Genomic DNA, 19,739 nt, shown 5'->3' on the forward strand with positions numbered 1-19,739 from the left:
AATGAGTCTTTCAATTGCCCAACTGATCAAGATACTTTTCGGCATCCAAAGCTGCCATACAGCCTGAGCCTGCCGAGGTAATTGCTTGACGATAAATGCTATCAGCAACGTCACCCGCAGCAAACACACCTGCCACAGAGGTTGCTGTTGCATTACCTGAAGTGCCACTTTGTACTTGAATGTAGCCATCACGTAGGTTAAGTTGACCGTCAAACATGCCTGTATTTGGTTTGTGACCAATAGCAACAAATAAGCCCTGAACTTCAACGTCTTGTGTGCTTCCGTCCAAAGTTGACTTCAAGCGAACTGAAGTAACACCAGTATTATCACCTAAGACTTCATCAACTTGATTGTTCCAAAGAATACTAATTTTGCCTTCTTTTTCTTTGGCAAAAAGATGATCTTGTAGAATTTTCTCTGAACGCAAACTGTCTCTACGATGAACTAAGGTGACATGTTCAGTAATATTAGAAAGATAAAGCGCTTCTTCAACTGCGGTGTTACCACCACCCACGACCATAACTTTTTGGTTCTTATAGAAGAAACCATCACAAGTCGCACAAGCACTGACACCTTGACCCATGAATTTAGCTTCTGATTCAAGCCCCAAGTATTGTGCTGTCGCACCTGTAGCAATAATCAGTGCATCACAAGTGAATTCTTCCATGTCGCCTTTAAGCACAAATGGACGGACACTTAAATCAACTTCATTGATGTGGTCATACACAATCTCTGTGCCAAAGCGTTCAGCATGGGCTTGCATTCGCTCCATAAGTACAGGACCAGTTAAACCTTCTGAGTCACCCGGCCAGTTATCTACCTCAGTGGTCGTTGTTAATTGACCACCAAGTTGTATACCCGCAATCAATGTGGGTTTTAAGTTTGCGCGTGCTGCATATACAGCAGCACTATAACCCGCAGGTCCTGAACCTAAGATCACTAATTTAGAATGTCTCTTTTGCATTTCTAATCACCTAAAGTTTATAAGCTACGTTGATTGACACGCTTAGATAATTCTTCTGCCGACTCTTTTCGCTCTGAATAACGATCTGTGAGGTACTGACTTTGTCCACGAGTGAGCAAGGTGAACTTATATAGTTCTTCCATTACATCGACAATTCGATCATAGAAGGATGAAGGTTTCATCCTTCCATCTTCTTCAAACTCTAAAAAAGCTTTTGGAATAGATGATTGGTTAGGAATGGTGATCATGCGCATCCAACGGCCTAAAATACGCATCTGGTTTAAGCTGTTAAAGGACTGCGAACCGCCACTAACCTGCATCAATGCCAAAGTTTTTCCTTGCGTTGCTCGAATTGCACCGCCTGCCAATGGTATCCAGTCAATTTGTGATTTAAAAATCGAACTCATTGAGCCATGACGTTCAGGTGAGCACCACACCATCCCTTCTGCCCAAGCGAGTAAATCATGCAACTCTTTCACCTTTGGATGCTCAGTGTCCGCATCCTCTGGTAAGGGCAAGCCTTTCGGATGAAAAATTTTTACTTCAGCTCCAAACTGCTCCAAGATACGCCCTGCTTCCATCACCGCCAATCGGCTGTATGAACGTTCGCGGTTAGAGCCATACAGCAGTAAAATACGCGGTGGATGATCCAGCTCTTTAGCTTGTACTTTTTCTAAAGTAGGTTGATCCAAAAGATTCATATCTACATTCGGGAGAGTCATAGAAATTACACCTCTTCTTTAAAAAACTTTTTTCTGAGCCATAAAGACACGCTAACTAAAGCAATCAATACTGGCACTTCAACCAATGGACCAATCACTGTGGTAAATGCCACAGGTGAAGCTAAACCAAAGGTTGCAATTGCGACAGCCAAAGCCAGTTCAAAATTATTCCCAGCAGCAGTAAACGAAATTGCTGTTGTTTTAGGATAGTCATTCCCCATCCATTTGCTCATAAAGAAGCTAATGAAGAACATCACGATAAAGTAAATCGTCAATGGAATGGCAATACGCAAGACATCCATCGGTAAGCTAACCACATCGTTACCTTTTAGGCTAAACATCGCCACAATCGTGAACAATAAAGCTAACAAACTCAGTGGACTGATCTTAGGTAAGAAGACATTTTGATACCAATCAAGACCTTTGGCTTTCACTAGAGTGAATCGCGTAATAAAGCCAAGGAAAAATGGAATTCCCAAATACACTAATACCGCATGGGTAATCGTCCAGAAATCGACATTGATCACTTGCCCTGCAACACCAAAATAAGGCGGTAAGAAGGTCAAGAATAACCAAGCATAGGTACTGAAAAATAAAATTTGGAAGATACTGTTAAAAGCCACCAATGCAGCAACATATTGGTTATCCCCACAGGCCAAACCGTTCCACACCAAGACCATCGCAATACAACGAGCTAACCCAATCAGGATTAGGCCTGTCATATATTCTGGATAGCTATGCAAAAAAATAATGGCTAATGCAAACATTAGTACTGGTGCTATCACCCAGTTCTGTACCAAAGACAAAGTTAAGGTTTTTTTGTCTTTAAACACTTGTGGTAGGGCTGCATAATCCACTTTGGCTAACGGTGGATACATCATCAAAATCAAACCAATCGCAATTGGGATATTGACGGAATCCACACTCATTTTATCCAAAGCCACTGAAGCTTGTGGAAAGAACACACCGATCGCTATTCCCAACCCCATTGCAATGAAAATCCATAGCGTGAGGTTACGATCTAAAAATGACAGTCTTTGTTGAGCCATGATGTTCTCATTCAATATCTGAGATGTGATTGATTGAAGCAATCAATTCAGGACGAGACATGTGCGCTGTATCCAGTGCAAATAATGCATCTAAACGACGGTTGATATGGTCAACAGTAACTTGGAATGCTTTTAATTTTTCTTCTTTCGGCAAATCTAAATGTGAAGGATCAGCCAAGCCCCAATGTGCCTTAATCGCTCCACCTAAATAAAGTGGACACGCTTCTTGAGCTGCTGAATCGCAAACAGTAATCACGACGTCAGGTTGATATTGTTCGCAGTCATCAATGGTTTTGCTCCACAAGCCATCTGTTGAAAGACCTAAGTTTTGCAAAGTTTCTATGGTCAATGGATGTACTTGCCCGGATGGCTTACTTCCTGCACTGTATGCTTTCCACCCTTCAGGCGCACGGCTGTTAAAAAGAACTTCTGACAGGATGCTACGGCAACTATTTCCAGTACACAAAAAAAGAAATTTCATATTCTATTACTCACAATAACTATTTATTTGGATATTTTGGGAATCTTTATTCGCTATGGTTTGACTGCTTACCAAAAGATTAAGAACGTCATGGCACCACATTGGTAACTGCGGATTAATGCTGTAATACACCCATTGGCTTTGTCTTCTGTCCTGTAAGAGACCAGAAGAACGCAGTAAGGCTAAATGCCTAGAAATCTTTGGCTGACTCAATTGCAACTTTTCAGTCAAATCACAAACACATAATTCTTTATTCTCAGCGACTAAAGTCACGATATTGAGTCGAGTTTCATCTGATAAGCATTTAAAAAAATTAACTTGATCCATTCTTAATTCCTATTCATTTATTTGGATATACGGATAATCATATACAAAAAGTAAAATTTTTAATTCACTCGTTGACCATTTTCATCAATCACTTTTTCACCATCCTCTTTCGTAAAAGTACCCTTCTGAGGTAATGGTAAAATATCTAAAACAACTTCTGAGGGACGGCTTAAGCGAGTGCCTAATTCAGTAACAACAAATGGTCGATTAATCAATATTGGATGATCAAGCATAAAACCGAGTAACTGCTCATCACTCAAATCACTACGATCAAGGTCTAAATCCCGATAAGGATCTACATTCTGGCGAATAGCCTCTCTTACTGTTAATTTTGCATCCTGAATCAATTTAACTAATTCGTCATGACTAGGTGGTGTAATGAGATATTCAATCACAGTTGGCTCGATCCCTGTATTACGGATCAAAGCCAAAGTATTTCTAGATGTTCCACAAGCTGGGTTGTGATAAATCTTCACTGTTGATGAAGTTGTCATCGAATTAAGCTCTTTTAAGATTTTATAACACCTTTATATACGAAACTCCATATATATGCAATACCATATATTAAATTTTTAATAATGTCTTAGAAAATAAATACCATCTAAAAAAGCTTTTCACTATCAATTGAATGGCAATAATACAACTAAATTAAAAGCCTCTTTAGAAGGCGACTATTGATTTATGTCAACAGCCGCCTTTTAAATTAAAATCGACTTATGACTTGATAAGTTATAAAAGAGAATAGGTAAGCCAACGAAAATAGATAAACAGCCATTACGACTGGTTGTTTCCAACTCCCTGTTTCTCTTCGAATAGTTGCTAGTGTTGCTAAACAATGCGGGGCAAAGATAAACCAAACTAACAATGACATACCTGTCGCTAGCCCCCATCCATCTGGTCCAGATATTTGAGATAATAAGGTCTGGGTAACTGCATCTTCATCACCAGACATTGCATAAATCACTCCTAATGCAGCAATAATCACTTCACGAGCTGCCATTGCAGGAATCAAAGCAATACAAATTTCCCAAGTAAATCCAATCGGAGCAAATATTGGATGGATTAGATGTCCTAACTGTCCAGCAATACTATAATTGATTGGTGGCATTGTTGGATTATCAGGTGGTAAAGGGAACGTTACCAAGAACCATAATAAAATAGAAAGTGCGACAATAATTCCACCAACTCTTTTTAAGAATATAGTTGCTCTATCATAAAGCCCCAAAGCTACATTTCGAACATCTGGAATACGGTATGTAGGTAATTCAAAAATGAAAATACTTTCAGTTTTATCTTTTCTGATTAATTTCAGGAATAAAGAAACCAATAAAGCGGATACGATTCCTGACATGTAAAGCCCGAGCAGAACTAGACCTTGTAAACTGAGCCAACCATAAACCAACTTGTTTGGAATGAATGCAGCGATCAGCAAAGCATATACAGGTAATCGTGCAGAACACGTCATTAAAGGTGCAATCATAATCGTTGCTAAACGATCTCTTTCAGAGCTAATACTTCTAGTCGCCATGACTCCGGGAATTGCACAAGCAAAGCTCGAAAGTAGTGGAATAAATGAACGCCCACTTAAACCAGCTTTAGACATCAGCTTATCTAACAAAAAAGCAGCTCTAGGTAAGTATCCCGATTCTTCTAAAATTAAAATAAAGAAAAATAAGATCAGAATTTGAGGCATGTACGCGAGTACACTACCAGCACCTGCAATTACACCATCAACGACCAAACTTCTTAAAAGTGGATGAGTAATCAGAGGTCCTATCGCCCCACCAAACCATGAAATCGAATCCTCAACAAAGGAAATTAACGGTTGAGCCCAAATAAAGACAGCCTGAAACATTACAAACATGGTAAAGGTCAATATTAATAATCCAAAAACTGGATGTAAGAATATTTTGTCCAAGAAAGCCGTTCGTTTATCACCATTATCATTTTTCAAGATGACTTGTTTTGTAATATATTTGATTTGGTCAAAGTGACTCAGATCAGAATGATAAGGGGCAACAAACAAATTCTTTTGATCCAATTGGGTCAATAGCCCCTGAATGCCTTTTGTTTTTACAGCTACTGACTCAACAACAGGAATACCTAAAAGCTGAGATAGCTTCGTTGTATCAATTGCAATCCCACGCTTTCTAACCTCATCCATCATGTTAAGGACAAGTAACATTGGTCTGTTTAAAGCCCTGACTTCAAGTACAAGACTTAAATGAAGATGAAGATTCGTAGCATCGACAACACATACAAAAATATCAGGTATGACTTCACCTTTTAATTCACCAAAGCATACTGCTCTAGTTACTTCCTCATCTAAACTGCTCGGTTTTAAACTATAAGTCCCAGGCAAATCCAATACTCGAACGGTATCACCAGAAGGTAGTTTAAAAAATCCCTCTTTCCGTTCTACCGTAACCCCAGCATAATTTGCAACTTTTTGACGAGTCCCTGTGAGGGTGTTAAAAAGTGATGTTTTACCGCAATTAGGATTACCAACCAGTGCAATATTTTTAGTTTCCATTGGTAATCTCTACAAAAATTCGTTCTGCTTCATTTTTTCTTAAGGCGAAACGTGAGGTTTCGATTTGAACCAACACAGGATCACCACCAAAAAGCCCTTTCGCAAGCACTTGTAAGGATTCACCTACTCTAAAGCCCAGCAGTTCTAAACGCTCCAGAACAGGATCATTTTTATCTTGATACTGTTCACCCTTTTTAAGATCAATGATTTTTACAGTCTGGTCTTGCTTTACTTGAAATAAATTCATTGTCAGCACCCTATTTCAACGCCAAAATTTTTCGAGCGCCATTCAGTACAAACAGTGAAACAAGAATACCAATAACCAAATCTGGGTAAGCTGAACCAGTCCATGCGACAAGTACACCTGCTAAAATAACCCCCATATTTACTATTACGTCATTAGCTGAAAAGATCCAACTCGCTTTCATATGGGCTCCGCCATCTCTATGCCCAGAAATGAGATACAAGCACGTCACATTGGCAATAAGTGCTAAGAAGCCAATAATGATCATCAAATCTGACTCTGGTTCACTACCAAACATGAAACGTCTGACAACATCAATAATAACGATCAAAGCTAATAAAAGTTGAATCCATCCTGCAAAATGAGCTGCTTTTAATTGGTATTTAGCCGCTTTCCCTACCGCGTAAAGTGCTATACCGTAAACGGCCGCATCAGCAAACATATCAAGAGAGTCCGCAATGAGCCCCGTCGATGCGGCAATAATTCCACTTATGAACTCAATAAAAAAAAGAACACCATTAATCGCTAGTAATAATTTAAGGACTTTCGCCTGCTTAGTCGGATCTGGTGTTTCAGGCAATTCCCCAGTGGCTTTTACTGTTTCCACAAGCTTTGCACCAAAACCGAGGGCTTCAAGTTTTGTGGTAATTTCATTAATCCCATTTGTATGGAAAACAACTAACTGTCTTTGTGCCAAATCAAATGATAAACCTTTAACTTCATGCAAGGGAGAAAGAGCCATTCTGACCATTTGCTCTTCTGCCGAACAATCCATCTTTGGAATCAGAAAAGTACTGGCTTCTTGTGCGTGCTCTTTATTTTCATAAGCTTCAGTCTTATTTAATTTTGCTCCAAATCCAAGAGCTTCAAGTTTTGCAGTGATTTCATTATTTTCACCATTATGCAGAACTTTTAGGTTTCGGTTTGGCAAATCAAATACCAGCCTCTTAACATCTACTAATGAAGATAAAGTCATCCGAACCATTTGTTCCTCTGCGGAGCAATCCATTTTCGGGATGTTATAGTCACTGATGAAAGTCGCTGTATCTTTACTCCCCCGAATCGTTTCAGGTGAAGTTATCGAATCCGAACCACAACATAAACTCGACTGCGTAGAACACGGCTGGTTACTACCGCAAGTATCTTTTTCATCAGAGTTAGCACCTTGCTGTAACTCATTACCACAACAAGAGCTTTTAGTTACTTCAGTAGCTGAATCTTTACCTTTACAAGAATCTGTTTCTGATTCATTTTGTTTTTGCTTGGTATCGTCACAAGAACTTTCTTTATTACAACCGCAACCACTCATTGATGTGCCTATAGTCATATCTTTACTTATTGCATATTAAAATCCCTATAGCTACTATAGAGTCAAGCTAGTTTTTGTTGATTACCATGTTCTTAAAAATAGGTGAGTTATCTGAGAAGACCTCTTGTTCAGTATTAACAATCAGGTTCTATGAAAAAGAAGGTTTAATCCCACCACCTGAAAGAAATCAGGGTAACTATCGACTGTATTCTGAAAACTATATTGATAGACTAAAATTTATTGTCAATTGTCGAACATTGAACATGAATCTTAGTGAAATCAAGAAATTATTAACTTATAAAGATACTCCTGCCCAAAATTGTTCTGAAGTAAACGAACTTATTGATTCTCATATCAGAGATGTACAAGATAGTATTAGAAACCAACAGAAACTCATTGAGCAGTTGTTAGAAATTCGGAAAACCTGTGACGGTTTATGTACTGCTGATAAATGTGGCGTATTAAAAAATTTAGCTTGAGCTATTTATAGCTAAGGGAACTTAAAAGTTCCCTTAGCTTTTAATTTAGTGCTTTAACATTACGAGCTAACTCTTGTCTCATTGTCGTTACACACGATAAAGTGCCGCATTGGTGAGGCTCCTCTTTCTCATTTGAATTATAAAACTCTTCAACAATATCTAGCCCTTCCTCTGCTCCTATCTCAAAACTGGCGTTGCCATAACCTTGCCTTGCCACATGATCTAAAGCCTCCTGATAAAAACCTGCTGCCTTACTTCGTTCATCAATTTGCTTGGCAGAGGTAATCGCTTCTTGCAAATTCACACCATCACGTAAGGTTAAGTCCACATAGTAAATTGGTGTTCGATAACTTTGCGTCGTGCTTTTCCCACGTAAGGTCAGTTGCAATGGCAGACATGAGAGTAAGTCACCTGAAGCGGCATGGTAATAACGCAACCTTGCTGCCAAAGTACGGATGCTGTTAAAGCCTGTGGTTCTAAAGATGAAAGTACCCAACTCATCCGATTCGTCCAGATTGACATAAAGTCGTCCATAAGGTTTGCAAAGCCCACCTTGAGCCAAAGGGCATAAATCAGGTGATGGACATGGATGTTGTTCAACCCCGTTTTGTCCAAGCCGCTGACAGATTTCACCATTACCGGTGCAGATTGGTCGGCCTGTTTGTCGGTCAAACAAGGTGTACTCAGCTCGTAGGTTCAGTTCAGGATCATTAAAGATCATCCGAACAGGAATAATTCTGAGTTTTTGGTTTTGGGTCGTGGCTCGGAGTTGTTCATCGAGTGGATGTTTCACCCAGCCATCTTTATTCTGGATTTGACTGGTAATGGTAAATTGGTCATCCTTTTCAGGGATACGCTTGCCATTTTTCTCGACGATCTTACCAATACTGATACGTCCTAATACGGGTGGCGTGATTGCTAAACCTTTAATCATTATGTTTTCCTCTGCGGTAATTTTTGACGATTGCCCCTTTGATATGTGTAAGAAGCAAACATTTTTTAAATGCATAAATTCAGCGCAGAACAGTCCATTTAGTCGTCAGTAAGTACTTCACGGTACTTGCTGGCGACGGGGGCTGTTTTGCGCTTTTTTGGTGAAATGTATTTGAGAAGTGATAGGGAAATTAGATAGAAACCGCTTAGGCTAATTAACTTGGCCTAATCATCATTGGTGTAAATCTGGAAACGACGTGTACCCTGTTTGTTTTGTGGGAACTGTTGTAGAAACTCGGGATGCTGTTGCAGTAAGGTTTTACTGTCTAAACTAACTGAATCTTTCGATTTCTTCCACGTGACAGAACCTGCCTTAAATATGGCTCTTTCTGAGTCCTGCATCTTGATTTGGATTCGATGCTTCAGTTGATCAAAACTGGTCTGGTGTTGTTCCAGCAAATGACGTTGTTGCAGTAATTGCTCAAAATACTGATTGGCTGTGACATCCTCAGACAGATCAGTAGTACTCAGGGGGATATATGCAGGATATAAAAGTTGTAGTGCTTTAGCTGCTGACTCTGATGCATCGACATCAGGTGGTACATCTTTTTCCACACATTCCCAGAAGTAACGTTCTGCATCCACAATGTATTTGATCACCGTTTCACTGCGCGTTACTTTAAAGATTCTGGTTTCATGTCCACAGATCAAAGCACAAATATGAGCGGCCTGTTTGCCTGTGACTGCCAGTTGATGTTGTACCTGACATAAAACATAAAGCGGCACACCATCCCGCCATAGCTTTGAACCGTACTCACCTACTGTTTTACATTCTAAGATTTGGACTTCTTCATGGCCGACCACGGCATAGTCTAAATTAGCCAACATGAAATGTTTGTCTTCGTCTGGGTGCTGTAGTACTGCATTGACGCGACGGACTTTGTGATTGGTATGCATGCTGTAGTATTGTGCCACCAAAGGCTCAAGCTGCTTACCCCAATATAAAGGTGCATAGCCTGCACTTTCGTCTTCAATATTTTGCTGCATTCGACCCGTCTTGATCATCCATAATTCTAGCATCGACATATAGGGATTGAGTCCACATGCCGTTGCTGCATCACTGCTGCCAATGCCCTGCTTTCGGACTTCCAACCATTGTTGGTAATTCAGTTTTTTGGTGTTGGCAAGGCGTTTTGCTGAAGGTAGTTGACTGGTTTTCTTTGGTGTTTTCTTACTTCTTGTACCCACCTCAACCTTATGTTCAGTTTCAATCTTGATGGGATACGGTTGTAAAGGTGGATGATTTAGGGTGTTCTGAATTTGGGTATGACTATTCATAGAGAATATTCCTGTATCGGTAAAATTGTAAAAGCTGAATTTCGGGCATAAAAAAAGCCACATCTGAGGATGTGGCCAAAAGGGTATTGCTTTGCTTGCTACGGTTGTTACCGTAGTTTTTGATTAGGACGTTAAGCTTAATTCAAGCTGAATAGATGCCTTGACTTAAGCCACCATTCTTAAAGCTTGTTCAAGACCTCGTTGCTTGATTGCTGCTCCCATACCAAACCATGCTGAATCGAGTCGATGATCTGTACTCATGGCTCGTCGCTCATGATCGACAAATTCCGTTATAGAGCACAGCAAACCATAGGCAGTGTCCTTGGCTGAACTCAGCTCTGCCCCACGTCCATGTCCGTTAAACATGGTCATGACTTTAGACATGGCACGTCCATTCGGCTCAGTCTTATTGTCTGATCGAGATAAGTTTGTTTGATTCGGCATAGCAGCATTCCGATAGAACTGAATGATACTTTCATCCTGTTCCGCAATGCTCAAAGAGGTATTGTTAAACACAGCATCAAAATAAGCAGCGGCTTCTTGTTGAGTCACCTTACGCTGACTCAGTTGCTTCATTTCGTACATGTGCTCATCCCATGTACGCACTGAAATCCCAAGTTGCTGTTTCACTTTCTCAGCATCAAAACGAGTACTGTGCGGAACCTTGACCACACCCGTATTCCCTTGCTGTCCACGTAAAGCGATGGCCAAAGTGTTGTTACACACTACTCGAATGGATGTGAACTGAGCTGTGGTTGCCAATGTGCCGTCACAGGCTGTTGCTAAGAGAATATAGCCATTACTGACATCCTTACCCTTGAGTGCTGAACTTTGTCCAGTCTTCGCCAGTGCCCAGAATTTCTTACCACCTTTGAGTACCCCCGCTGTTTCCAGTTCAAAGCCAGATTGTTCAGTGAGGTCTCTATAGAATTCTAAAATCTCCATCGGCTGGACTTCCTGAAAGCGCTGGCTCACCACAGATAAAGGTGCATGGGTATCGGAACGGTATAAAACGCGCTGTTCTTCAAAAGGCATAATGATGCTCTGCCCTCGATGGTTCTGTGCCATATAACTGACATCAGAAGATTCAATCTGCCAGTCCATGCCTGCCTGCTGTGCCCACACCTCTAGCGGTTGGTTTGGTGTCAGTTGATTACCTAAACCATGCCAAGGGGTTTGTCCTGTGAATGCCAATGTTTCAACTAAATGTGCCATAAGATATGTCCTTTAATTCTGTTGTTAATTGCGTACTCAGTATTTAGCTGTGCTGATGTTGGATCGGGTTTGATCTGCCAGCACTAAAATCACGCCCCCCAGAGCAGCACCTGCAACTCCACCAATCAGTGGTGAGAATCCCATCGACTTGGCTAAGCTCATGCCTAGCACTGCCAAATTTGTGGGCGCACTAGCAAGGCTCAGTTGCAGAGGTTGGGCTTCACGAAAGCGTGGGTTATAGATTTCTTCCTCGTTATCCAGATACGACATGGTGTTTCTCCAATGTTTGAAATGACTGTTTAAAACGCCGTTGCAGACCTCATTAGGACACTGCTTGGCGTTACTTCATTTCAGTAATATGTATTTGAAATAATTTGGAATCGTATGCTTGTTCATTTTTTACTGAGTCATACAAAACATCAGGACAAATCGAATTGACCTGTTAAATCGTTATGATTATGATGGACTTGCTGACCCTCATGGTCAGTCGGTTTTGACAGGCCGTGGTATATAGCGCATCAGACTTATTCTCTCTGAGGGTAAGTCCTATGTGAAACCTTCTCGTCCCCCTTTGCGGTAGAACGGGAGGGGGACGCGTCCGCGCGTGCTGGTTCTATATGCCCAGTCTGTCAACCCCTTTTCGTTCTGCCACCATAATCAATTGACAGTGATTCGGTAGAACTTCTTATGCATATAGGAGTCAATCATGACTGTTTCTTTTTTAGCGTTTAGCTTTATTCCAATTTCATCTCGTTCATTCAAGTCGTCAGGCATTCCTTTGCTTCGGCTGTGAAGATTTTTGCACGTCTGATTTTAATTATTGGTGTCGTGATCTGGCTTGGCCCTGCTTTTCTGGGTTTTGTGGCCTTAGTGATCCTGTTCTATATATTGATGGCATTAGCCGGTTGGAATAAACAACCACCGCAATAAACCAGTCAATCCATAGTTACACCTATTAATGTCAGGCATCGATCATCCTCTTTAATGACGAGAATCATCATGTCTCTTTTTTATCATCTGCCCTTTATGGGTGTTGTATTGCTGACGGCTGTTGCTATGACAGGCTGTGAAAGCAAATCCAAACGTGACTTTAATGCCGGCTGTCAGTCTGGCGGCACAGACCGTTCAACTTGCTCCTGTGTCTATGACAAGTTGGAAGCACATTATTCACCTGAAGTAATGGAAAAGTTGGGTCAACAGAATGTGAGCCAACTCGATCTACCACGTGACTTTACGGAGCAAATGCTTCGTGCTGCTCAAACCTGCCAGTCACGCTAGGAGTACAGCATGCAAATCAAACATTATCTCATTGGAATTTATATCGTGATTACCCTGTTGTTCTCAGCCTACTTAAAAGGTTGCAGTGCTACAGCAGATCGTAGTTATGCCTATAACCTAGGTAAAGCCATTGTCTGGCCGATCTCAATGTTTAATTAACCGTAATAAAGCAATAACCGATTCAACAACAATAATCAGGATTCTTTTTTATGAACAAACGTATCAATCATTTTTTACAAGGTGGGACACTCGTCATCGGTCTGTTCAGTGCAACACTGAGTTATGCAGATGTGGGGAGTATGAGCAAAGTCTACAACAAACCTGAATCAGCACCCCAAGTACAGCGCTGTAAAGGCAATACTAAATGCAATGCCTTTTATGCCCTAGCAAAAGATTGGCAATCTATCCCAAATAACTTCAAGCTTGATGGTATCAATGTCAAATCTTATGCCAAAGATGGCGATGGTTATGGTCTCTGGAAAGGTTTTACGTTGAATTCTAATCGCGCCATTGCTTTAGCAAATGCAGGTGATGCAGTTTTTTTCAAAGGCGGTGATAGCTCTAAGGCAGATGAGCGCATCTATGCAGAAGGTATGGCTGTTTTACTCTATCTCGAGAATAAGTCAGCTCGATAAAGGTCAATCCCATTACGCTTAAACTTCTGCTCTTCGATCCAGCATCTTGATCAGCGCAAAATATCAAAGTTCCTTTGGATTAAAGAGCAGAAAACTTTTTAGGAGGTTGTCATGCCGAACATGAAGCCCTTTTTACTTTCAGCTGTATTGATATCCTTATTGAATGGATGTAGCCCTTCCCACAAATCGGAACAAGCCAAATCAGCTCAACAAGAACAAACTGAAGTTGATCCAGAAACCAAACGTATCCTTGAGACTGATCTCAGTGAGTTAGAGGTCAGTGTGCCTCAAGCAGAAACCAATGAACAAGAATATAATGATCCTACCCTTGAACCGATTGCAGAGAATCGACCAGTACTGGAAGAATTCGACATCAAGGTCTATCGTGCTGAATCTCAAGGTTCAATGACTGGTTATATTGACAAAATTGACATCATCTCACTTAATGATGCTCCGACGACCATCACAGGCATTCAAGTCAATCGTGGTAATTGCGGGATAACCAGAATGTACGACTATAGCAACATGCGTTATGGCTCGGTAGCACTCGCCTACCCACGCTGTAAGGCTGAGTATATTCGTGAGGTCAGTATCAGTACTGCCAATGGTACTTATGCTTTTCGTATAGGTTAATTTCTACATACGATGTGTAGTGCTGTAAGGAATTACACATCACCAATTGAGGTCAAAATTGACATCTTCACTAGGTGCGAGGCAGTTGAAAATATGACTCCGAAGCCTAGAACTGTATGTATTTTTCAACCTCTGGAACTCTTTTCTTTAAAAATTCACGTATTGTCTTTTTCAGACTATTGATGTTTAAATCTATGGGCACAGGTTTTCTTTTTTTAGAGGATTTTAAAGAGGGCGAAATACTTTCTTTAAGCGTAATTTGAATACCCGATATCTTACGCTTACCTCTATTGGGAGGTGAAACCGATACGTGACATGTTTCTAAATCTAGAAAATCTTTCTCTAATTTATTAATGAATGACTCATAGCTTTTACCAAAAGCTAAAGGTTCACCATGAAGGCACTCATTGTTCAAGTGGTCATCTTTCTGCCTCTCGCCTGAGGTCTCATTGACCAAACTGACAGTATCTTGAAGATCAATAACAGTTAAGTCATGATCTTCAAAAATCAGGTCAAAATGATAGTTAATAAAACAGAGAGCAAGGATAGCATTTAGAACTGCATCGTAGCCGAGAGAATAGATTTCTTTACGATTTCCAATTCGCTGATTTGAAAATTTATCTAAAATGGATAAAACCTCATTCGCTACCGCAGTTAGATTATTTATTTCATCAATATCAGCAACATCATATTCATTGTTAGTTCCACCTCTCATAAAGTCAAAACGTCTTGACTGATAACCAATTAAGAAATCTCTCAGTATATAAGGCAAATTATCAGGGTTTTCATTCAAGCTCATTTGAAGTACAAAGTGGGTCGATGTTAGTTTTTGATTTACTCCAGTTTCGTAATCCAAATATGATGAAGAATCAAAGTACAATGGCGACGCGTGAGAGAATAAAGGCCGTAGAATTTCATTACATTCTTGAGTACTAGGCAGCCCAGTAAGATTGTGTGGATCCTTACTACTATTGAACTTACTGTAAGACAAATGGATTGGTAAAAAGTTCAAAAAAAGATCTTCAATATTAAGCTGTGGAAATAGATTCGGAAGATAAAAGCCATTTTCATTCAGATAAGATAAAATCTTTTGTCGCCCCAAACTTCCTGAATCAGGGTAAAGAATCATTTCTACAGCATTCCAGAAGCCCATAGAAACTTCATAAAATAACTGTCGTATTTCTTCTATAGTCATGATCTCGTTTGAAACAAGAAAAATATCAGGTAATAAGAGATTACCCGTTTGGATGAAACCAATAGCATTGTCCAAGAGCCTTCTTTCTTCCAAAATAGCTTCAACATCGAGTTCAAGATTTTCATCAGTAATCTCAGGTTTATAAAGCTCATATTTCTCTGCCACCGCCATAAACAACTGATTCTTAATTACAGTTCTTGCATTAACTAAAAAGTAATAAAAAGCAGGAAATCTGATCCTAAATTTACAGGCATAAATTGCTTGCTCAATATGGCTTTTCACAACTGGATCAGCAATAGAAAAAACTGCATGAGTATATGTTTTTTCAGTAGCCAATTTTAACCCCATATAAATCAATAACTAAAACATAAAAATCTGGATGGATACATTTTTTACCATCAAAACAACAAACTAACTCATACCAACCAACCCACTTCTAGTTTTGAGGACAGTACGATGCTCCAACTTAAAAAATTATCACATTGGTCGCTAGCCATAAGCCAAAATTTCGGCAATATCATTTCAATGATTTTTGAACACCATCTAGCAAATTTTACCCGTATATACACATACGCCGCTACTAAAAGTGTTCTGAAATGGGGTGTCTCTCTGTGTGGTACTTATACAATTAACAATATTAATCAATATTTTACAACTACAACCACCAATTAACTATGAGTTATATCTGAATAATATTAGATATACAAGGAGACCATACATGGGAGTATTAGCCCATCCAACTCATCCTCGAGTAAGAAAACCAATTACTCCATGGAAAAGACCCAATATTGTGTCTTTAGACGATGATCTAGACATTTTTGAGGCTAATCATGGTAATGCCTCAAATGTCTTGGACAAGCATCACACCTTAACCTTAGCGGATAGCTTGTTCACACATGACCAAGAAAAGCGCTCTCCTCTAGTGCTACCTGAGGATAAGCATATGCTTCTACATTTTTTCTGTTATTGGATCACACAAAGAGTTAGCAGTCATGATGAGTGTTTTTTGTATACCAAACACGAATCTTCTTTATCATCACAACGATTCTTTGTTACGGATTCAATACTCCTTAGTCACTATAAGCAAATTTTCATGTCTGAAGATATCAGTGAAGGTGACTACAAAAGCGAACATTACAATTGTGTTATGGAAGCTGTAAACAAGTTCTGGCCATACCAATTTGATCTAATCAATCTATGGAATGCACCATCTGCAAAGATTGCACTCCAAGACGAGAACGGATGTTTCAAACAAGTTACTGTTGCCGACATCCTTAATCAAATAAATTTTGACGTATATAAAAATATTAATGGCCCTGTTTTCAAAGAAGCTATTCGTATACGGGTTAGGCGTGCCGCCAATCACTTTGAAAGTGCTAAAAAATACCTTTCTGAATTAAGGCAGGATAACGGACGTTTAGTCGTTATCCGCTTGGATTTATGTCTTTCACCGGAACTCAAGAATATAGATGTTCCTGAGTTGAAGTCTTGCTTTGATCGCTTCACACAGAAAATGAGAAGAAGTAGATTATTGAAACTCAATGGTTATATCTGGAAGCTTGAATATGGTTTTGCAAAATCATTCCACTATCATTTGATCATATTTTTATGTGGCAGAAAGCACAGTCATGACATCAAGCTTGCTCAAATGATCGGTGAAATGTGGGATAAAACGATTGGAGGTAAGAACTGTTACTTCAATTGCCACTCTACAAAGCATTTGAAGCACTACAAAGACATTGTAGTTGGTCGGTTAGAACGGAATGACCATACTAAATATGATCGTTTATTGAATGTAGTTGTGAGGTATTTCTGTAAAAAAGATCAGTTTATTGTGCATAAAAGTATTTTGAACAAAAAAACTTTTGATACAGGCCGTACACGTAGTACCCGTAAAAAACTTGGACGTCCAGTCAAAATTTAAACTTCACGAATACTCTAGGAATACACAATGAATCAAGCTATTACTCTTTTACCTAATAATTGGTCCAACATACCACAGTTGAAACTAAGCCCTTTTTATCACTCAGTTGATCAGACTGAAGTTGAAGTTTTAACCTCAGTGCAGAAAGCTCTCATCCGCATGGAACAAGATTCTTTTAAGACATTTACGGATAAGAAACAGACGAAACTAAGCCCAGAATGTATAGCATTTTTCAATTTACTACCTTCTATCGCTCAGCTACGCTTAAGTATCGATCAGTCATTGGAATTCAATCATTATATTCAAGTAATTTTTGAAGAAGTATCCAATCCTGTGCATGAACAATTTCTCTGTGGAAATTACATATTTTTAGGTCCTGAATATTTTCTGAACACTGTTACTCGCATTAAATTTGCCCTTACGTACAACAAATGTGCTCTAAGACTAGTTAAAAGAGTTACCCCAATCAGAGAACAAACCAACCAACAGAAAAAGTATTTCAGCCAATTATTGAACAAGAATCAAGAACTGGCCTGCTATCAGCTTGAGTTACCGCTTTGGACCTACCCCACTTTACTCAGCACGGAGCCTGTAAGTTCTAATGAAAAAAATGCTATTAAGGCTCTAAAAGCATACCTAAGAAATATCCATGCAGCGCCTGTCTTCCATCAAAAGCTGTGTGATATACAGTGGCGTGTAATAAAAAGCATTCACGGAAAGATAACTGGACAAATTTTGGTTTATTTGGTTAAAACTGAAGAAGACTATCAAACTTATTTAAAAACACTTTGGGTCGATATGGCCAAAGTTGAACTTTTAAATTCTAGCTTTTATCCCGAGCCAAGTATCACATCACTAAACTGTTATATGGGTAATGGCTTAGCTTTGAAAGAATGGAAGAAGAAACTCGATTTGCTGCACACTCACTTGGAGTTTTACAGCTATAAAGCAAATGGCATATGTTTTGACTGGAAGAGTTACACAGGCAACTTCTACCAATCAAAGCTGAAGGAATAGTAAATATGGGAGCTGTAATTAAGTTAGAAACAGTTGACTACTTATTCATGAAATATCGCTCTATGACAGTTGATCTAATGACAGTTGTCTCAGACTACTATCCACATTTGAGTAAGGCAGAAGCCTTGAGAAAAGCAAATAACTGTGAATTTCCTTTCTCAGTGTTCAAAATAGATAAAAGCAAGCGTGCACCTTTTCTCGTGCACGTCAAAGATCTTGCTGATGTTTTAGATAAACAATATTCAGAAGCCTCAAAAGACTTTGCTACGTTTCATCAATGAGGCGTAGCACCTCTTCCAACTGCATTACATTTCTTCTTGCCTTTACGGAAACATAACGCTGCAAACTACTCCAAGAATCATGCAAACTTACTTTTTGAATTTCAGGAATCGTAAAGCTTTGTTCTGCAAGTCTAGTACATCCTTCATGTCTTAAATCATGAAAGCGCAGATCTTCAATCCCTAGCATTTTGCAAGCCTCTCTAAACTCTTTACCCAAACTCTTGGCATTCAGAGGTAAAAGTAAATTTTCATTGTGACCTAATTGAAGCATTCTGCTACGAACCTCATGATCCATTAAACGGTCAATCATCGTTCTGCAGGGTTCTAAGACATCAAATGTCTTGTGGTTTCCTTTTGAGCCATTAGGATTTTTCAAATCATGAACTTTCCAAGATGAATGATGCTGATCATAATCATCTAAACTTAAACGGGTTAATTCTGCTTCACGTCTACAAGAAAAGATGGCAAACCAGATAACTAAATGCATCGGGTACTTCGTCCCATACCTATTAATTTTCCAGCGCTCGACAAAATACCTTGTTAAAGCTATTAATTCCGCATTGGTTGGCAACCTATCCCTCTTCTTACTAGAAGAGATTTGGCGGGTTTTTCTTAGCTGCGCGGTGGCTTTATCAAAACTATTTAAATCAATATCCATGTCCCACATCACAGCGGCATGAGCTAAGACACCACGAATATGAAGCAGCTCATGTTGCTGTGTACTTGTTGCAATTGGATCTAAATCCAAGTGAGGAATCCCAGCTTTTCTTAATGCGACATGATCAGCCAAATGTACTGATTTTATTTTTGTGATAATATTGCGCGCTATCGGAAATTTCTTAATTAAGAGTAGAGAATAGCGTTTCGTCCTTCCGTACTCGCTCCCAACTTCTTCCAAATATTTATCAATGGCATCTGCCAAGGTTAGGTCTATAAGCTGTTCTTTACCTAACAAAATATCTGGATTTTCTTGAATCTCAACTTCTCTTTTCTTAAGCCAGTTTTCGGCCATTTTCTTCGAATGGAACGTTTTGCTCTCAGAATAGGTAGGATATCCCTTTCGATTGATACGGATAGCAGCACGGTAAGTCACACTACCCTCTGCACCTTTTCTAGCTGTAACAGACCCCATAATTTACACCATGAACTATTTTTTCCATTATGGTGTAAAATTTGGTGTAA

Annotated in this window: 24 protein-coding genes; 9 read left to right on the plus strand and 15 right to left on the minus strand. The window is 39.5% G+C overall.

Features of this window, described 5'->3' with window-relative positions; translation table 11 throughout:
* Positions 1-10 precede the first annotated feature (10 nt).
* The 9 genes from trxB to F993_RS06020 form a co-directional block, all read right to left on the minus strand.
* A complete protein-coding gene (gene trxB / locus F993_RS06060) occupies positions 11-964 on the minus strand; it encodes a thioredoxin-disulfide reductase (RefSeq protein ID WP_004655733.1) in 954 nt (317 codons plus the stop codon).
* Positions 965-981: 17 nt separating this feature from the next.
* The gene (gene arsH, locus F993_RS06055; protein WP_000174605.1) at positions 982-1,686 is read right to left on the minus strand and encodes an arsenical resistance protein ArsH; all 705 of its coding nucleotides are present in this window, start codon (positions 1,684-1,686) and stop codon (positions 982-984) included.
* Between the two features lie 5 nt (positions 1,687-1,691).
* On the minus strand, positions 1,692-2,735 hold the full coding sequence (gene arsB, locus F993_RS06050; RefSeq protein WP_004655735.1) for an ACR3 family arsenite efflux transporter: 1,044 nt from the start codon (positions 2,733-2,735) through the stop codon (positions 1,692-1,694).
* A 7-nt stretch (positions 2,736-2,742) separates the two neighbouring features.
* Positions 2,743-3,216, minus strand: a complete 474-nt coding sequence (locus tag F993_RS06045; RefSeq protein ID WP_004655737.1) for an arsenate reductase ArsC — start codon at positions 3,214-3,216, stop codon at positions 2,743-2,745.
* A 6-nt stretch (positions 3,217-3,222) separates the two neighbouring features.
* Positions 3,223-3,543, minus strand: a complete 321-nt coding sequence (locus F993_RS06040) for a metalloregulator ArsR/SmtB family transcription factor (RefSeq protein WP_004655738.1) — start codon at positions 3,541-3,543, stop codon at positions 3,223-3,225.
* Positions 3,544-3,602: 59 nt separating this feature from the next.
* A complete protein-coding gene (arsC, locus tag F993_RS06035) occupies positions 3,603-4,037 on the minus strand; it encodes an arsenate reductase (glutaredoxin) (RefSeq protein ID WP_004655740.1) in 435 nt (144 codons plus the stop codon).
* Between the two features lie 209 nt (positions 4,038-4,246).
* The gene (gene feoB / locus F993_RS06030; protein WP_004655743.1) at positions 4,247-6,076 is read right to left on the minus strand and encodes a ferrous iron transporter B; all 1,830 of its coding nucleotides are present in this window, start codon (positions 6,074-6,076) and stop codon (positions 4,247-4,249) included.
* Positions 6,066-6,323 carry a FeoA family protein gene (locus tag F993_RS06025; RefSeq protein ID WP_004655745.1) on the minus strand — a complete coding sequence of 86 codons (258 nt, stop codon included), beginning with the start codon at positions 6,321-6,323 and terminating at the stop codon, positions 6,066-6,068. Before F993_RS06025 ends, feoB begins: the two co-directional genes overlap by 11 nt.
* A gap of 10 nt (positions 6,324-6,333) precedes the next feature.
* A complete protein-coding gene (locus F993_RS06020) occupies positions 6,334-7,629 on the minus strand; it encodes a cation efflux transmembrane domain-containing protein (protein ID WP_004655747.1) in 1,296 nt (431 codons plus the stop codon).
* A gap of 86 nt (positions 7,630-7,715) precedes the next feature.
* Here F993_RS06020 and cadR point away from each other — a divergent pair, with 86 nt between their 5' ends.
* Entirely contained in the window at positions 7,716-8,108 is a 393-nt protein-coding gene (gene cadR / locus F993_RS06015; RefSeq protein ID WP_004655749.1) for a Cd(II)/Pb(II)-responsive transcriptional regulator, read from the plus strand.
* A 40-nt stretch (positions 8,109-8,148) separates the two neighbouring features.
* On the opposite strand, the gene F993_RS06010 is transcribed toward cadR, so the two are convergent.
* The 4 genes from F993_RS06010 to F993_RS05995 all read right to left on the minus strand — a co-directional run bounded on the left by F993_RS06010 (position 8,149) and on the right by F993_RS05995 (position 11,864).
* Entirely contained in the window at positions 8,149-9,042 is an 894-nt protein-coding gene (locus F993_RS06010) for a recombination directionality factor (RefSeq protein WP_004655751.1), read from the minus strand.
* Positions 9,043-9,266: 224 nt separating this feature from the next.
* A complete protein-coding gene (locus tag F993_RS06005; RefSeq protein WP_004655753.1) occupies positions 9,267-10,379 on the minus strand; it encodes a YqaJ viral recombinase family nuclease in 1,113 nt (370 codons plus the stop codon).
* 165 nt (positions 10,380-10,544) lie between these two features.
* Positions 10,545-11,594 carry a DUF932 domain-containing protein gene (locus F993_RS06000; protein ID WP_004655755.1) on the minus strand — a complete coding sequence of 350 codons (1,050 nt, stop codon included), beginning with the start codon at positions 11,592-11,594 and terminating at the stop codon, positions 10,545-10,547.
* A 36-nt stretch (positions 11,595-11,630) separates the two neighbouring features.
* Complete coding sequence (locus F993_RS05995) at positions 11,631-11,864, minus strand: hypothetical protein (protein WP_004655756.1); 234 nt, start codon at positions 11,862-11,864, stop codon at positions 11,631-11,633.
* 519 nt (positions 11,865-12,383) lie between these two features.
* Here F993_RS05995 and F993_RS20545 point away from each other — a divergent pair.
* The 5 genes from F993_RS20545 (at position 12,384) to F993_RS05980 (ending at position 14,140) form a co-directional block, all read left to right on the plus strand.
* On the plus strand, positions 12,384-12,524 hold the full coding sequence (locus tag F993_RS20545) for a hypothetical protein (RefSeq protein ID WP_167539955.1): 141 nt from the start codon (positions 12,384-12,386) through the stop codon (positions 12,522-12,524).
* A 69-nt stretch (positions 12,525-12,593) separates the two neighbouring features.
* The gene (locus tag F993_RS05990; protein ID WP_004655758.1) at positions 12,594-12,872 is read left to right on the plus strand and encodes a hypothetical protein; all 279 of its coding nucleotides are present in this window, start codon (positions 12,594-12,596) and stop codon (positions 12,870-12,872) included.
* A gap of 9 nt (positions 12,873-12,881) precedes the next feature.
* A complete protein-coding gene (locus F993_RS20550) occupies positions 12,882-13,031 on the plus strand; it encodes a hypothetical protein (protein WP_004655760.1) in 150 nt (49 codons plus the stop codon).
* Positions 13,032-13,081: 50 nt separating this feature from the next.
* Entirely contained in the window at positions 13,082-13,507 is a 426-nt protein-coding gene (locus tag F993_RS05985; RefSeq protein ID WP_004655762.1) for a hypothetical protein, read from the plus strand.
* Between the two features lie 111 nt (positions 13,508-13,618).
* Positions 13,619-14,140, plus strand: a complete 522-nt coding sequence (locus F993_RS05980) for a hypothetical protein (protein ID WP_004655763.1) — start codon at positions 13,619-13,621, stop codon at positions 14,138-14,140.
* A gap of 106 nt (positions 14,141-14,246) precedes the next feature.
* Here F993_RS05980 and F993_RS05975 read toward each other — a convergent pair whose 3' ends face one another.
* Positions 14,247-15,671 carry a hypothetical protein gene (locus F993_RS05975; protein ID WP_155767340.1) on the minus strand — a complete coding sequence of 475 codons (1,425 nt, stop codon included), beginning with the start codon at positions 15,669-15,671 and terminating at the stop codon, positions 14,247-14,249.
* 382 nt (positions 15,672-16,053) lie between these two features.
* On the opposite strand from F993_RS05975, the gene F993_RS05970 reads away from it, so the two are divergent.
* From F993_RS05970 to F993_RS05960, 3 genes are read left to right on the plus strand one after another with little or no spacing between them, the layout of a single operon-like run.
* Complete coding sequence (locus F993_RS05970; protein ID WP_004655769.1) at positions 16,054-17,259, plus strand: YagK/YfjJ domain-containing protein; 1,206 nt, start codon at positions 16,054-16,056, stop codon at positions 17,257-17,259.
* 27 nt (positions 17,260-17,286) lie between these two features.
* Positions 17,287-18,276: a hypothetical protein gene (locus F993_RS05965; RefSeq protein WP_004655772.1), complete on the plus strand. Its 990-nt coding sequence runs from the start codon at positions 17,287-17,289 to the stop codon at positions 18,274-18,276.
* 5 nt (positions 18,277-18,281) lie between these two features.
* Entirely contained in the window at positions 18,282-18,557 is a 276-nt protein-coding gene (locus F993_RS05960) for a pyocin activator PrtN family protein (RefSeq protein WP_004655773.1), read from the plus strand.
* On the opposite strand, the gene F993_RS05955 is transcribed toward F993_RS05960, so the two are convergent.
* Positions 18,541-19,689, minus strand: coding sequence for a tyrosine-type recombinase/integrase (locus F993_RS05955; protein WP_004655775.1), 1,149 nt, complete (start codon positions 19,687-19,689; stop codon positions 18,541-18,543). The two genes, F993_RS05960 and F993_RS05955, sit on opposite strands and share 17 nt — an antisense overlap.
* Positions 19,690-19,739: the final 50 nt, after the last annotated feature.

Source organism: Acinetobacter proteolyticus, assembly GCF_000367945.1.
Classification (GTDB): domain Bacteria; phylum Pseudomonadota; class Gammaproteobacteria; order Pseudomonadales; family Moraxellaceae; genus Acinetobacter; species Acinetobacter proteolyticus.

Bases quoted from the DNA above. Each gene is read 5' to 3' on its own strand.
- arsH (WP_000174605.1), bottom strand. From the start codon at position 1,686: ATGACTCTCCCGAATGTAGATATGAATCTTTTGGATCAACCTACTTTA.
- F993_RS06025 (WP_004655745.1), bottom strand. From the start codon at position 6,323: ATGAATTTATTTCAAGTAAAGCAAGACCAGACTGTAAAAATCATTGAT.
- arsB (WP_004655735.1), bottom strand. From the start codon at position 2,735: ATGGCTCAACAAAGACTGTCATTTTTAGATCGTAACCTCACGCTATGG.
- F993_RS05995 (WP_004655756.1), bottom strand. From the start codon at position 11,864: ATGTCGTATCTGGATAACGAGGAAGAAATCTATAACCCACGCTTTCGT.
- F993_RS05965 (WP_004655772.1), top strand. From the start codon at position 17,287: ATGAATCAAGCTATTACTCTTTTACCTAATAATTGGTCCAACATACCA.
- F993_RS06045 (WP_004655737.1), bottom strand. From the start codon at position 3,216: ATGAAATTTCTTTTTTTGTGTACTGGAAATAGTTGCCGTAGCATCCTG.
- trxB (WP_004655733.1), bottom strand. From the start codon at position 964: ATGCAAAAGAGACATTCTAAATTAGTGATCTTAGGTTCAGGACCTGCG.
- feoB (WP_004655743.1), bottom strand. From the start codon at position 6,076: ATGGAAACTAAAAATATTGCACTGGTTGGTAATCCTAATTGCGGTAAA.
- cadR (WP_004655749.1), top strand. From the start codon at position 7,716: ATGTTCTTAAAAATAGGTGAGTTATCTGAGAAGACCTCTTGTTCAGTA.
- F993_RS20550 (WP_004655760.1), top strand. From the start codon at position 12,882: ATGCAAATCAAACATTATCTCATTGGAATTTATATCGTGATTACCCTG.
- F993_RS06020 (WP_004655747.1), bottom strand. From the start codon at position 7,629: ATGAGTGGTTGCGGTTGTAATAAAGAAAGTTCTTGTGACGATACCAAG.
- F993_RS05980 (WP_004655763.1), top strand. From the start codon at position 13,619: ATGCCGAACATGAAGCCCTTTTTACTTTCAGCTGTATTGATATCCTTA.
- F993_RS05990 (WP_004655758.1), top strand. From the start codon at position 12,594: ATGTCTCTTTTTTATCATCTGCCCTTTATGGGTGTTGTATTGCTGACG.
- F993_RS05985 (WP_004655762.1), top strand. From the start codon at position 13,082: ATGAACAAACGTATCAATCATTTTTTACAAGGTGGGACACTCGTCATC.
- F993_RS05970 (WP_004655769.1), top strand. From the start codon at position 16,054: ATGGGAGTATTAGCCCATCCAACTCATCCTCGAGTAAGAAAACCAATT.
- arsC (WP_004655740.1), bottom strand. From the start codon at position 4,037: ATGACAACTTCATCAACAGTGAAGATTTATCACAACCCAGCTTGTGGA.
- F993_RS06040 (WP_004655738.1), bottom strand. From the start codon at position 3,543: ATGGATCAAGTTAATTTTTTTAAATGCTTATCAGATGAAACTCGACTC.
- F993_RS05960 (WP_004655773.1), top strand. From the start codon at position 18,282: ATGGGAGCTGTAATTAAGTTAGAAACAGTTGACTACTTATTCATGAAA.
- F993_RS06010 (WP_004655751.1), bottom strand. From the start codon at position 9,042: ATGATTAAAGGTTTAGCAATCACGCCACCCGTATTAGGACGTATCAGT.
- F993_RS06000 (WP_004655755.1), bottom strand. From the start codon at position 11,594: ATGGCACATTTAGTTGAAACATTGGCATTCACAGGACAAACCCCTTGG.
- F993_RS06005 (WP_004655753.1), bottom strand. From the start codon at position 10,379: ATGAATAGTCATACCCAAATTCAGAACACCCTAAATCATCCACCTTTA.
- F993_RS05955 (WP_004655775.1), bottom strand. From the start codon at position 19,689: ATGGGGTCTGTTACAGCTAGAAAAGGTGCAGAGGGTAGTGTGACTTAC.